This window comes from Teredinibacter purpureus, assembly GCF_014217335.1.
GTDB lineage: Bacteria > Pseudomonadota > Gammaproteobacteria > Pseudomonadales > Cellvibrionaceae > Teredinibacter > Teredinibacter purpureus.
In genome coordinates this window covers 1,257,267-1,271,019 of record NZ_CP060092.1, presented here as the reverse complement: position 1 = coordinate 1,271,019, position 13,753 = coordinate 1,257,267, and the positions used below count along the sequence as shown (strand labels likewise).

At 48.8% G+C, this 13,753-nt stretch carries 10 protein-coding genes; 8 read left to right on the top strand and 2 right to left on the bottom strand.

Features of this window, described 5'->3' with window-relative positions; genetic code table 11:
• Positions 1-5: 5 nt before the first annotated feature.
• Complete coding sequence (locus H5647_RS05645; protein ID WP_045856992.1) at positions 6-389, bottom strand: DUF2750 domain-containing protein; 384 nt, start codon at positions 387-389, stop codon at positions 6-8.
• 93 nt (positions 390-482) lie between these two features.
• A complete protein-coding gene (locus tag H5647_RS05640; protein WP_045856990.1) occupies positions 483-1,142 on the bottom strand; it encodes an MBL fold metallo-hydrolase in 660 nt (219 codons plus the stop codon).
• Positions 1,143-1,240: 98 nt separating this feature from the next.
• Between H5647_RS05640 and H5647_RS05635 the strand changes: the two genes are divergently transcribed.
• From H5647_RS05635 to H5647_RS05600, 8 genes are all read left to right on the top strand, one after another.
• Positions 1,241-1,852: a hypothetical protein gene (locus H5647_RS05635; RefSeq protein WP_052691884.1), complete on the top strand. Its 612-nt coding sequence runs from the start codon at positions 1,241-1,243 to the stop codon at positions 1,850-1,852.
• A 35-nt stretch (positions 1,853-1,887) separates the two neighbouring features.
• On the top strand, positions 1,888-2,856 hold the full coding sequence (locus H5647_RS05630) for a GGDEF domain-containing protein (RefSeq protein ID WP_045856987.1): 969 nt from the start codon (positions 1,888-1,890) through the stop codon (positions 2,854-2,856).
• Positions 2,857-3,050: 194 nt separating this feature from the next.
• A complete protein-coding gene (locus tag H5647_RS05625) occupies positions 3,051-4,547 on the top strand; it encodes a methyl-accepting chemotaxis protein (RefSeq protein ID WP_045856984.1) in 1,497 nt (498 codons plus the stop codon).
• A gap of 135 nt (positions 4,548-4,682) precedes the next feature.
• Positions 4,683-7,649, top strand: coding sequence for a bifunctional [glutamate--ammonia ligase]-adenylyl-L-tyrosine phosphorylase/[glutamate--ammonia-ligase] adenylyltransferase (gene glnE / locus H5647_RS05620; RefSeq protein ID WP_045856982.1), 2,967 nt, complete (start codon positions 4,683-4,685; stop codon positions 7,647-7,649).
• Between the two features lie 298 nt (positions 7,650-7,947).
• On the top strand, positions 7,948-8,874 hold the full coding sequence (locus tag H5647_RS05615) for a branched-chain amino acid transaminase (protein WP_045856980.1): 927 nt from the start codon (positions 7,948-7,950) through the stop codon (positions 8,872-8,874).
• Positions 8,875-9,042: 168 nt separating this feature from the next.
• The gene (gene msbA / locus H5647_RS05610) at positions 9,043-10,806 is read left to right on the top strand and encodes a lipid A export permease/ATP-binding protein MsbA (protein WP_045856978.1); all 1,764 of its coding nucleotides are present in this window, start codon (positions 9,043-9,045) and stop codon (positions 10,804-10,806) included.
• A 17-nt stretch (positions 10,807-10,823) separates the two neighbouring features.
• On the top strand, positions 10,824-12,122 hold the full coding sequence (waaA, locus tag H5647_RS05605) for a lipid IV(A) 3-deoxy-D-manno-octulosonic acid transferase (RefSeq protein WP_045856977.1): 1,299 nt from the start codon (positions 10,824-10,826) through the stop codon (positions 12,120-12,122).
• Positions 12,123-12,516: 394 nt separating this feature from the next.
• On the top strand, positions 12,517-13,752 hold the full coding sequence (locus tag H5647_RS05600) for an efflux RND transporter periplasmic adaptor subunit (protein ID WP_082086960.1): 1,236 nt from the start codon (positions 12,517-12,519) through the stop codon (positions 13,750-13,752).
• Position 13,753 lies beyond the last annotated feature (1 nt).

Genomic DNA, 13,753 nt, shown 5'->3' with positions numbered 1-13,753 from the left:
AGCGTTTACACTAGGGTTTCGGCCGCGCTATCCACATCTTCGATAAAATCAAGCGGTTCAATTTCTAACCCCTCTAAATCATCATTCCAGTTTGTACCAATCAACAATAAATCTTCATGCATGCGAGGCAGCCAATCGTCCAACAACTCTTCGAGCGCAATAGGTACAACCTCATACCCGCTCCACTCATCGCGACAATGCAGCTGCGCAAATTCGGGCTGTGACCACAGCGGCATTACATCTAAATCGTCGTTTTTTAAGGAGCCACACAACGCCCACCCCTCGCTATTTTCAAGGCCCCACACACAGCCTGTCTCGAGTGCATCGCCTATAAAAACATCGTAATTTTCATCGAAATCTGCACCCAACATCTCGAGCGTATCGGTCATGATTGTCACCGGAAAGAAAAAGAAGTTAAAAGAAGGAGAGATCGCCGCTAGCCGTATTAATGTAGCCCAAGCGGCAATCGAACAACAGCATTATTACGGAAGCGCTTGACCCGTATCAGCATCCCCTACGTAGGGGTTATGTTGTCGCTCAAAACCAAACGTGGAAAGCGGGCCGTGGCCCGGAATAAACGTAACATCATCGCCAAGTGGCCATAAATGTGTCTTAATCGCGTGAATCAGTGCCGCATGATCACCCCGAGGAAAATCGGTTCGTCCAATCGAGCCTTTAAAAAGTACATCGCCCACAAAGGCCAGCCGGCTTTCTCTATCAAACAACACAACATGTCCTGGCGTATGACCAGGGCAGAGCAAGATCTCTAAGGTCTGATGACCCACTGTAACGGTATCGCCATGATTCAACCACAGATCGGTCTCAAATGACGCTACAGGTGCAAAGTTCATCATTTGCGCTTGCTGGTCGAGTGCATCCAACCAAAACAAATCATCTTTGTGAGGCCCTACAACCGGCACATTCAGCGCCGCTTTTAACGCTGCCGTACCACCCACATGATCTAAATGACCGTGAGTAAGGATTATTTTCACAACCGTCACTTCCAGTTCGCGCACCCGCGCAACAATACGCTCTATTTCGCCCCCAGGGTCTACAACGGCGGCCTCTCGTGTCTGCTCGCACCAAATAACCGAGCAATTCTGTTGGAACGGTGTCACCGGTAAGATCTCAAACTTCAGCATAAATATTCCACGTTTTCAAAATTCACGACGTTAATTTCCGGCATTTTAGCCGCACGCGACTAGAATAGATATTACGATGCATTTCTCCCGGATAACACATGAGTAGCGTTCTTAACATCAGCGAAGACCAACGCGATTGCTTACAGGAAATTACCAATGTGGCCATGGGCCAAGCGGGCGACCGTTTGGCGCGCTTACTGGACACCTTTGTAGTACTGTCCATACCGCATATAGAGGTTATGGCGCCTTCCGATATTGCCATGGCTTTGCATTCCATCGACAAAAACGACTCTGTTTCCGGCGTGTGCCAAGGCTTTATTGGCGGCGGAATCTCAGGCGAAGCCATGCTGATATTTAACGATACGAGCTTTACTGATCTTGCTCAGTTAATGAAGTATGACGACGCGCTAGATGAGCAGGCCGAACGAGAACTGCTCATGGACACCACCAACGTGCTATTTGGCGCCTGCCTTAGAGGTATTGCCGAACAAATAGACATGGAGTTTAGTTACGGCCCGCCTATGGTCTTAGGCCAGCACATGCGACTGAAAGAAATATTTGACCAGAACAACTCGCGCTGGTCCCACGCACTGGTGACCGAAATTAACTACCAGCTTGAAGGCTACAATGTGAATTGCGATCTGCTCATCGTTATGACCGACAATTCACTGGATATTGTGCTAAAAAAGCTGGACTACCTCATCCAGTAACCTAGCCCACCACACCGAGCCACACTTAATACCCAATGACTGACACGCAAGATTTTTTAAACGATTTTCACTGGCTCATGGATGTCTTACAAGATATCGATGTAGGTCTCGTGATTCTCGATCAGGAATTTAACATGCAACTGTGGAATAGCTTCATGCAAAACCACAGTGCCAAAACGCCCGACGAAATACTCGGCCATAACCTATTTGAAGTATTTCCCGAAGTACCCGAAGCCTGGTTCAAACGCAAAGCCGAAGCGGTGTTTATGCTGGAAAATGCTGCCTTCACCACTTGGGAGCAACGCCCCTACTTATTTCGCTTCGCGAGCTATAGGCCCATTACTAGCCTAGCCGATTACATGTACCAAAACAGCACTCTCATTCCGCTGACCAATACTCGCGGTACTGTCACCCATATCTGTTTAATTATTTATGATGTAACCGAAGTCGCAGTGAATCGCCTACAACTTCAGGATGTGAACGCGCAACTGCATACGCTCAGCCGCGTAGATGGCCTTACCGGTTTACTGAACCGAAAAGCGTGGCAAGGCGAACTAGAGCAAGAGTTTAAGCGTTTTCAGCGTCACGGCAGCTGTAGCTCACTCATCATGTTCGACATCGATCATTTTAAACGGGTTAACGATACGTACGGGCACCCCACCGGCGACGAGGTTATTCGACAAACCTCCGCCACCTTGCGTAATCAGGTACGCGACGTCGATCAAGCCGGTCGTTATGGCGGAGAAGAATTCGCCGTCATTCTCGTCGATACCGACGCTGAAGGCGCCCAAATAATGGCCGAGCGTATACGTCATGCCATTGCGGCACTTTCCGTTGAACACGAGGGTCACGCCGTTAATTTCACCGTAAGCTTAGGCATTGCAGAACTCAACGCCTCGGTCACCGACCCTTCTGTCTGGATCGACCATGCTGACCGTGCACTCTACGAAGCCAAAAACAGCGGGCGCAATAATACCGTTATCTTTCAGCCACCCAACCCATAACAACTCCCTCTAATTTCATGCCTTGTTAGAGAACACCCGCCTCATATTAAAGCTACAGCCGTAACCGCCGAAATATCGTCTAGACTTACTAAACCGTTGGGTAATTCCTCGGCTGTAGTGGCTGGAACCCCACAAATAGCCTCGCTATACCCCTATTGGCGCCTGATATCGGTGTTAAATAACAGGTAAACAACATGATCAAGAAGTCCCTTTCAACTAGATTAATGTTCGCGACAAGCGCGATGATATTGATCGCCGCTACGCTCATATTAATCGTCAGCTATCAGGTCATATCCCGAAGTCAGCAGGCTCAATTCGAGAGCGATGTTAAAAGCCAACTTGAACTTATCAATTCATCCCTGTTAGAACCTGTTTTTGCTTACGATTTTCAACAAATTCAAGCTATTGCATCCTCATTGGTTAACACGGCGCTCATTCACGAAATTAGAATCAGCGACCATCGGGGGAAGGAGTTGGCCACTGCACGCTCACAAGATGACAGTGATAGTGCGGAAAAAGTATTGCAGAAAGGCCTGGAGGTTGTCCGGGAAGAACAGCTCATCGGCCGCTACGACATTTCGTTTTCTAAGCAGTCCATGGAAGGCATTTTACGCAACCAAATTAACACCAGTATCGCGATGGTCGTCGCGCTCACACTCGCCGCGCTAATAACCTTATATTTCTTTGTCAAAAGCATTGTTATCGCGCCGGTTGCCATCGTAACCTCGCGCCTGCGTAAAATTGCAGAAGGTGGTGGTGACCTCACCACCCGTTTACCCGTTAAAGGCAATGATGAAATTGCCGAGCTCGCCGAAAACTTTAATCACGTGATAGACGAAATTGCACAAATTATTCGTAATGTTATGACGGTGACCGACAAAGTAAGTGTCAACGTTGATCACATGAGTTTAGCCACAACCGACACGGTTGATTCAACCGGCCAACAGTTGCGTGAAATTGAACAAGTGGCCGCAGCGCTCAATGAGTTATCCGCTTCAGCCGACGAGGTAGCGCGTTCTGCTGGCCAGACGGCAGACCGTACAAAAGATACGAGTAAAGCCGCCATCAACGGCACCATGGTAGTAAAATCATCGCAAGCCACTATTCATAAGTTAACGGGCCAAATAGAGGCGACCGCCGGAAAAATTCAAATTCTAAAAGACAACAGCGAAAACATTGGCTCGGTTATGGAAGTTATTCGTTCTATTGCCGAACAAACCAATTTACTTGCACTTAACGCGGCCATCGAGGCTGCTCGCGCCGGCGAACAAGGCCGTGGTTTTGCCGTGGTCGCCGATGAAGTACGTTCACTCGCCCAAAAAACCCAAACGTCTACCGAAGAGATTGAATCGATTATCCTGCAACTTCAAAAGGCCGCCGATGAAGCTCACCTTTCTATGAACACCAGCATCTCATCGGTACAGGAAACCATTGATACGGCGCAAAAAGCAGAAGAGTCGCTTGATCTGATTAAGGATAACGTCACCACTATCAACGATATGAACCATCAAATTGCCACAGCGGCTAACGAGCAAAGCTCTGTGGCTAACGAAGTCAGTAAAATTATCACCGCCATATTTTCTCTCTCCGAAAAGGTCGCCGGTAACGCACAAGTGATCAGCGAAAATTCACAACAGCTGTCGAATGAAAGCCAAGAACTCAAAAACCAAATGGGTAAATTTATTGTTTGACCACTCAGGTTGAGTTTGCACTAGAACCGGATCTTGGTATCCGGTTTTTTTGATTTAAATTAGAGCTCGGTAGAGCCGCACCGTTAAAATCGCTACCATAGTGAATCTCTCGATACGTCATAAAGCGATATCATCATGCCCAACCATATACTCGCCCAACTGCAGCAACAAGGTTTCTCCACCGATAAGTGCGATCGTTATCAGCGCTTTCTACAAGTTTTAGCAGAGCAAGGGGCACAACCGTTTCTCGATACGCTTCTGGCCGCCCCTCAGGGTGACGCAACGTTATCCGATCAATTTCTTCTGGCTACCGCTCACAGCGACTTTGTTCAAACCCAATGCGAACGCAACCCGCACTGGCTAGATATGGACGAAAGCCGAGCGCTTACCACACCGAAAACACAGCTCGACTACACCACAGAGTGTGCCGCCAGGCTGCACAACTGCGCCGATGTGAATACATTAAATCAAACATTGCGACAATTTCGTAACGAATCGATGGTGGGTATTATTTGGCGCGACTTCAACCGCTTAGTCGAAACCCTGCATACCACTCAAGAACTTACTTGGCTGGCCGAAACCTGTATTCAACACGCAATGGACGCCCACTACCAGTCGCTATTGAAAAAACACGGCGAGCCGCACAACACACTTGGCGAAGCACAGCCAATGCTGGTCATTGGCATGGGTAAACTGGGTGCCGGCGAGCTGAATTTATCATCCGATATCGACCTTATTTTCGCCTACCCCGATACCGGAGAAACTGCAGGCAAGCGGTCCATAAGCAATCAAGAATTCTTTATAAAACTCGGCAAATTACTGATTCAAAGCCTCGATGCAATTACCGCCGACGGTTTCGTCTTTCGTGTCGATATGCGTTTAAGGCCCTATGGGCAAAGCGGGCCATTGGTCGCCCATTTTAATGCGCTTGAAGACTACTACCAAACACAGGGCCGCGAGTGGGAACGCTACGCCATGATTAAGGCCCGCGTGGTAGCCACCACTCTCGCGGGCAGCAACAGCGCCACTTCCGCTATCAATACGCTAAATCAACTGATTAACAGCTTTACCTATCGACGCTACGTCGATTTTTCGGTGGTAGACGCTTTACGCGACCTCAAGAAAAAAATTAACCAAGAAGTGATCCGCCGTAAACTCGGCGATGACGTGAAACTTGGTGGCGGAGGCATCCGTGAAATCGAGTTCATTGCGCAGGCCTTTCAGCTGATACGCGGCGGACGCGATACGCAACTGCAAGACAACCGCTTAATGGTTGTTCTCCCATTGCTAGAAGAACTCAACTGCCTTCCCGCAGGCAAGGCTTCGGCATTAGCCAACGCGTATCAATTTTTACGCAATACCGAACACGCTATCCAAGGCTATCAAGACAAACAAACCCAAAAACTGCCAAGCGACCCCGATCAACGCTTGAGTATTGCCGTCGTTCTTGGCTTCCCATCTTGGGATACGTTCTATCATCAACTCCAGCAACATCAACAGCTCGTTAAAGACGAGTTTGCGGAAGTAATCGCCTCGCCAGACGATAAGCCCGAAGCCGAACTTAACGCTGATTGTGATTGGAATTGTATCTGGCAAGACTCTCAAGACCCCGATGCTTATCTCGCATTACTCGCGCAATATGGCCACGAGGAACCGATAAAGAGTTTGGAAGTTTTAGAAGAGTTACGCATGAGCCACAACGTTGTCATGATGCAACCTGAAGGTCGTCAGCGCCTGGATGCCTTCATACCTCGGTTACTAAACGCCTTGGCTCATACTGCCACCCCCAGCGAAACACTGCGCCGCGTTTTGCTGCTCGTGCGCTCGGTGGCGCGTCGTAGCGCTTACCTTTTACTATTGATTGAAAACCCCGGTGCATTGCGGCAGCTCGTCACCCTTTCGGCCGCCAGCCCTTGGATCGCGCAAGAATTGGCGGCCCGCCCCGCCCTACTCGATGAACTGCTCGACCAACGTACGCTCTACCATTTACCCAACAAAGCCGAGCTAATAGACGAACTACGCCGCGCAACCTTACGCATTGCCGAGGACGATCTCGAAGAACAAATGGAAGCCCTGCGGTATTTTCGCTCCGCTCATGCCTTGCGCGTTGCCGCTTGCGAAATTACCGGTTCACTTCCCTTGATGAAAGTGAGCGATTACTTAACCTGGCTGGCCGAAACCTTACTCGACTATATTCTCGCCTCTGTCTGGCAGCAAATGACCACCAAGCACGGCTACCCAGACGGCGAAGAGCGGCCAGATGCCAACTTTGTCATCGTGGGGTACGGCAAGTTAGGCGGTTTCGAATTGGCGCACGGCTCTGATTTAGATTTGGTCTTTATACACAATGCCACGCCTATGGGTTCTACCGATGGTGACGCGCGAGGCAAAAAATCGGTCGACAACCAAACGTTCTATATGCGTCTCGGCCAAAAGATTATTCATATGCTCAATACCCGCATGGCCTCAGGTGAACTCTACGAAGTTGATATGCGGCTGCGCCCCTCGGGTAACTCCGGCATGCTTGTCACAACCATTGCGGCCTTCGAGAAATATCAGTTAAACGAAGCATGGACATGGGAACATCAAGCCCTTGTACGCGCCCGCGTCGTGGCCGGAGACACCACACTCACACCACACTTTGACGGCGTACGCCAACGTATACTCGAAATCACCCGAGACACCGCCACACTGCAAAAAGATGTCGCCACAATGCGTGAAAAAATGCGTGCACATTTGGGCAGTGATAAGCACAATGACGGCACCGCCGCCTTTCACCTAAAGCAAGATCGTGGCGGTATCGTTGACATTGAATTTATGGTTCAATACGCGGTTCTCGCTTGGGCAAACAAAGTGCCTGCGTTAACACGTTTTACGGACAACATCCGGATACTGGAAAGCCTCGCGCAATCCAATCTATTGTCGGCTCAAGAGGTCGACAAACTAACAAGCGCCTACAAAGCTTTACGCTCCCTTGGCCACCGTCTTACCCTTCAACAGCAGCCCAGCCTCGTTAAGGCTGATCAGCTGAGTGAAGACGTTACAATTGCTCGGGAACAGGTCACGCGTTTGTGGAAAACAATAGTGGAAAACGATATTTAAAGATTTAGATGAACGCTAAGTATTCGAATGGGGTAAAAACCGGACGAGGGGTATCCCCTCTGCTGTACGCAGACGATACCACCTCACAGCCTTTGTGCCGGCTTTTAGGGCAAAGCACCCCAAACGAAGCCTTTATGTACTCATCCATACTCTTTGCCAACCGCCATTCTGTTGCGAGTTGGCTCGGCGCTTAGTCAGAATCGACTTAGCGAATTAAATTGATAGGCTCGACTATCGCGGCACGACTGCCACAGTCAATAACCGTAGAATCGGCCAACGTAAAAATCTGGAGAAAACAATGTCATTCGCTGACCGCGATGGAGTTATCTGGTTCGATGGAGAATTAATCCCTTGGCGAGACGCTAAGGTTCACGTCCTCACGCACACATTGCACTATGGCATGGGCGTGTTTGAAGGCGTACGCGCGTACAACGCCGGCGAATTCGGTACCAGTATTTTTCGTTTAGAAGAACACACCAACCGCCTGTTCCGTTCTGCCCATATTATGAATATGGAAATGCAGTGGACCAAAGACCAGCTCAACGAAGCACAAAAATTAGTCGTCCGTGAAAACAACCTAGATGAGGCCTATCTCCGCCCCATGGTTTTTTACGGATCAGAAGGTATGGGTTTACGTGCCGACAACCTTAAAACTCACTGCATTGTGGGCGCATGGAACTGGCCGTCGTATATGTCGCCAGAAGCCAAAGAGCAAGGCATTAAAGTACGCGTCTCTAGCTACACTCGCCACCACGTGAATATTTCCATGTGTAAAGCGAAGGCCAATGGCCATTACATCAACTCAATGCTAGCGCTAAAAGAAGCACTCGATTGCGGTTGTGAAGAGGCCATACTGCTCGACAATGAAGGGTATGTAGCAGAAGGCAGCGGTGAGAATATTTTTGTTGTGCGTGATGGCGTTATCTACACGCCAGAACTAACCTCCTGCTTGGACGGTATTACACGCAATACAATATTCCAACTCGCTGATGATTGCGGCTACCAAATTTTCGAAAAGCGCATAACGCGTGATGAAGTATATATTGCAGACGAAGCGTTCTTTACCGGCACTGCCGCAGAAGTTTTGCCTATTCGAGAAGTTGACGGCCGTAAAATTGGCGAGGGGCATCGAGGCCCTATTACCGAAAGACTGCAAACGCTTTATTTTAAAGCCGTACGCGGTGGCCTTAGTGACCATACCGATTGGCTCGCGCCGGTTCGGTAACACGCTGTAGGTAACACACTGTAGTACCCTTAAGGGCGCCACTCACTAATGGCTCCGTTTGCGCCAAAGGCGTGTCGCCCTTAAGTTTATTTACATGCTAAAGACTTTACGCAGTAAAACAGCTCAACCACACCCTTTTTGTCACCACCACGCCAAGTGCGAGGAAAAATGACAGTACAACACCCTAGTAAAACCAATCTCTATCGCAGACTACTCAGCTACGCTTTTCGTTACCGGGGCTACTTTCTACTCAGTATTATTGGCTTTGCGCTGTTCGCTGGAATGGAAGCCACCATGGCCATGCTGGTCGAGTTCTTTCTAAACAATTTAGAAGGCCGCGAAACAGACTCTCTTACGTTTATACCCAAAAACATTACCACTTCACTCTATTTTGTTCCTGCCGCCCTAATAGTACTCGCCGTTATTCGCGGCTTGGGTGCATTTCTCGGCAACTTTTATATGAGCCGTGTTGGGCTAGGCGTTGTAAATGATTTACGCAAACAAATATTTTCTCATTTAATTTTATTACCACAACGTTTTTTCGACGAAAAAAATACCGGCGAACTCGTATCGCTGATTATTTACAACATTGAGCAAGTTACAGGCTCTGTAACCCGAGCCGTGAAAATATTATTTCAAGACGGCATGCAGGTTATCGCCTTCATGACGGTTTTACTGTATTTAAACTGGCGGCTTACCATCAGTTTTATTGCCGTAATCCCCTTGCTCGCAGGGCTCATTTATTTTGCCAGCCGCTATTTTCGCCGCGTCAGCCGTCACATTCAAATGGCCGTGGGCCGTGTCACGCATATTGCGACCGAAAGCATTCAAGGCATTAAACTGGTCAAAAGCTATAACGGCGAAAAATACGAAAATCAACGTTTTGAAAAAGCGACCGATGAGAACCTACGCTTTGGCATTAAATTTGAACGCGTAAGTGCATTACAGACACCCGTACTGCACGTGGTTATCGCTTGCGCACTGGCAACGCTATTTTTACTGGTACTGTTGTTTTGGGAAGACACCTCAGCAAAAGCCGTTGTATTCGTTTCCGTAGCCGGCATGATAGCCAAACCCTTTCGTCAACTAAGCACTATCAACTCTGTTATTCAACGAGGCCTTGCTGCCGCCGAGACCATTTTTGAAACGCTGGATTTACCCCTCGCCAAAGATACCGGCACCACCCCATTAATGAACCCCACAGGGGCCATTGGCTTTGAGCAATTGGGGTTTTCTTATACTGAAGGCACCTCTGCTATCAATGCCCTCAACCTCACGATAAATCCCGGCGAAACCGTAGCCTTAGTCGGGGCTTCAGGGAGCGGAAAATCGACTCTGGTAAATTTATTACTGCGTTTTTACGATCCACAGCACGGCAGAATAACCATTGACGGAACGGACATACGAGATTTTACGCTCAATAGTTTGCGTGCAAATATAGCCCTTGTTAATCAGCAAACCATTTTATTTAACGATAGTGTGTTAGCCAATATTGGCTACGGTTGTGATCTCGACCTACTTGACCAAGAGTGCGCCTTACGTGCCGCCGACAACGCCTATGCCACGCACTTTATTGACGAATTAGAAAAAGGCTTCGCGACAGAGGTTGGAGAAGATGGTGATCGTTTATCCGGGGGCCAGCGTCAGCGTATCGCCATTGCACGCGCACTTTATAAAAACGCCCCTATTTTAATTCTTGATGAAGCCACCTCGGCATTGGATAACGAATCAGAAAAGAAAATCCAAAAAGCTTTAGATAACCTCAAAAAAGGGCGCACTACTTTAATTATTGCCCACCGCCTAAGCACCATTGAAAATGCCGATAAAATCGTTGTGCTCAACAAAGGTGATGTTGTAGAAGCCGGCACCCATAGCGAACTGCTCGCCCAGAATGGTCACTACGCAAAATTACACAGTAGCCAGGACCTCTAAAATACAAGGCACACTTCATGCGCGCGCTCTATACGTTACTGTTTATCGTATTGATACCCATAATATTAGCTCGGCTCTGGTGGCGGGGCGCGAACCAGCCGGCGTATCGCAAACGCTGGCGGGAGCGGTTCGGTTTATTTTCTAAGCCTATCCATACAAAAACAGTTATTTGGGTGCACACCGTTTCAGTCGGTGAGTTTATCGCAGCAAAACCGCTACTCGATGCTTTGCTCACACAAAACCGCTACACGCTCGCCATTACCACCATGACCCCTACCGGCTCCGAGCGCGTGCAAGCAGCCTACGGCAAACAAATAGGCAACAATGTTTTTCATGTGTATGCGCCCTACGACATTCCCTTTTGCATTAACGCATTTCTCACCAAAATTAAGCCTTCATTGGCTATTTTTCTAGAAACAGAATTGTGGCCCAATACACTCCACGCTTGCGCACAAAAAGGCATTCCCACATTACTCGCTAACGCTCGTCTCTCGGAAAAATCTGCCCGTGGCTATAAGAAAATAAGCTGGCTTGCAAAACCCATGCTTCAAAACCTTACGTTTGCCGCCATTCAAAACAAAGAAGACGCTGCTCGGTTCAAACGTCTGGGCTTACATGATGCACACATGCAAGTAATAGGCAGTATTAAATTTGATATTACCTTAACCAATACCCTTATTCGCCAAGCGTCACAACTAAAAGCAGCGCTTAGCCACAACCAGCAATACAAACTTTGGATTGCTGCAAGTACCCATAAAGGTGAAGACGATATAATTCTGGCGGCGTTCAAACGCTTGCGCACGCACCAACCCAATACGCGTTTAGTGTTAGTACCGCGACACCCAGACCGATTTAACCGCGTATACCAGGATTGCGAACGTTCAGGCTTTGTCACCTTACGGCGAAGCGAATACCAACAGCCTGAAGCCTTTGCTAACACCGATTCATTTGATATTTTACTTGGCGACACCATGGGCGAAATGATGTTGCTATATGGCGCGGTTGATGCGGCTTTTATTGGCGGTAGTTTTGTCAACAACGGCGGCCATAACGCTATTGAAGCAGCGGTATGGCAACTGCCTATTCTCTCGGGGCCAAGCCAATTTAACTTTACCGACATTACTCGCCTACTCACCGATGCCGGTGGTCAAAGTATCGTCGAAGATGCCACCGCTCTGGCCAACACACTGCACTCACTGCTAAGCGATACCGCTAAGGCATCCGAAATGGGTAGGGCTGCGGCAACCGTCGCCAAACAAAATCAAGGGGCGCTCGCCCGCCTCATCACCGTTATCGACGACACCGTCCAGCCTTAGGTCACCTTCCCACTACCCCCTTATTTATAAACAACTCCGCCATTGAAGCGAGCGTAACCATCAACGATGCATTGACGTATCGCAACATTGAGCCATGAAAAAAGACGGATGGTCGAATCCAGTCTCGCACTTTGGCGCGCTAGAAGTCCTCCAAATCCAACAGCTATTATTCTTCATTCCTTTACGCAACAAACCTTAACGTTTCAGTCACGTTCTCTTCGCCGTTTAACGCTACAATAGCGCCTGCAGAACCACGGTATACCTCGTAACGTTGGCGCTCATTCATTCTCCGCTATCCGCTACGTCGTGCAACCCTCTGTTGACGCGTTTTCTGCGACCATTGCCCAATCAAAGCCAATAACTTTCTGTGATTTTTTAAGCGGAGCTTAGCCAGATGTCACCAAAAACAAAACAAATCGCCTTGCCTTTTATTGTTCTCATTATCGCAATTGCGATAACGGCTGGATTAGTCGCGGGAAAAAAGAAGCCCGAGAAAAAAGAAGCTATTAATAATGCGACGTTTGTTTCAACAGAATCTGTAGAACTCGCCCCTTTAACGCTTAATGTGCAATCCCAAGGGCTCGTTCAACCCAAATACCAAACACGATTACAATCACAAGTAAGCGGTGAAATCATCGCGCTTTCCGAAACCTTTGTGCGCGGCGGGATCGTTACGAAAGGTGATGTGCTGGCTCAAATTGATCCCTTTAATTACCAGATGGCGCTTCAACAAGCGAATGCGACCCTTGCTGCCGCAAAAGCCCAATTTATTCTCGCTCGCGCGCAAGGGCGGGTGGCTGAAGCCGAATGGGAAAAAATTACCACCGCAAAACCTTCAGAGCTGGGTTTACGAAAACCGCAACAAGAACAGGCTCTTGCGGCCGTTAAGGCGGCCGAAGCTGGCGTGCGTAAAGCTAGCAAAGATTTAGCGCGTACCAACATTAGAGCGCCCTTTGATGCACTTATTTCCGGGCGCAACGTTAGCCCCGGTACATTTGTGAATATTGGTACCGAGCTTGGTAGCGTGATGGACATAGAAACCGCCGAAATTCGATTACCCGTTTCGGGCAGCGATCTAGCCTTTTTAATTGAGGGTGGACACAACGCAACGGTAGCCCTCAGTACGACGCTCGGCGGCAAGACAACCCAATGGCATGCGCGCATCGTACGAGACGAGGGTGTGGTCGATAACCAAAACCGTATGGTTTATTTGGTTGCAGAATTAACCGATCCTTATAATCGTCTCACAACAAACAACGCGCCCCGCCTTCCTTTTGGCACCTACGTATCGGCGCACATAGAAGGCCGTAAACTAGCCTCTGCCGCCTCTATCCCTCGGCGGCTGTTACGCGATAATCGCTTAGCCTTATTTAGTGATAATAAACTCGCCTTCACTTACGTGAACGTTGTTCGCCACGTAGGGCCAAATAGTATTATCGATAGCGGCCTTGCTTCGGGCGATACCATTATTACCTCCTCATTGGAGTACCCCATCGAAGGTATGGCACTCAACACTCATGCCATCGACACCACGGGCGAACAACATTTAATTACGGCAGAGCCAAACGGCACACAATTGCCAGCTCCTGAATCGACCCGCGCAACACTCTCCGCCGATGAGGAGAGCTAAG

Excerpts from the sequence above, each read along its gene's own strand:
- H5647_RS05645 (WP_045856992.1), bottom strand. The coding sequence starts at position 389 with ATGACCGATACGCTCGAGATGTTGGGTGCAGATTTCGATGAAAATTAC.
- H5647_RS05640 (WP_045856990.1), bottom strand. The coding sequence starts at position 1,142 with ATGCTGAAGTTTGAGATCTTACCGGTGACACCGTTCCAACAGAATTGC.
- H5647_RS05635 (WP_052691884.1), top strand. The coding sequence starts at position 1,241 with ATGAGTAGCGTTCTTAACATCAGCGAAGACCAACGCGATTGCTTACAG.
- H5647_RS05630 (WP_045856987.1), top strand. The coding sequence starts at position 1,888 with ATGACTGACACGCAAGATTTTTTAAACGATTTTCACTGGCTCATGGAT.
- H5647_RS05625 (WP_045856984.1), top strand. The coding sequence starts at position 3,051 with ATGATCAAGAAGTCCCTTTCAACTAGATTAATGTTCGCGACAAGCGCG.
- glnE (WP_045856982.1), top strand. The coding sequence starts at position 4,683 with ATGCCCAACCATATACTCGCCCAACTGCAGCAACAAGGTTTCTCCACC.
- H5647_RS05615 (WP_045856980.1), top strand. The coding sequence starts at position 7,948 with ATGTCATTCGCTGACCGCGATGGAGTTATCTGGTTCGATGGAGAATTA.
- msbA (WP_045856978.1), top strand. The coding sequence starts at position 9,043 with ATGACAGTACAACACCCTAGTAAAACCAATCTCTATCGCAGACTACTC.
- waaA (WP_045856977.1), top strand. The coding sequence starts at position 10,824 with ATGCGCGCGCTCTATACGTTACTGTTTATCGTATTGATACCCATAATA.
- H5647_RS05600 (WP_082086960.1), top strand. The coding sequence starts at position 12,517 with ATGTCACCAAAAACAAAACAAATCGCCTTGCCTTTTATTGTTCTCATT.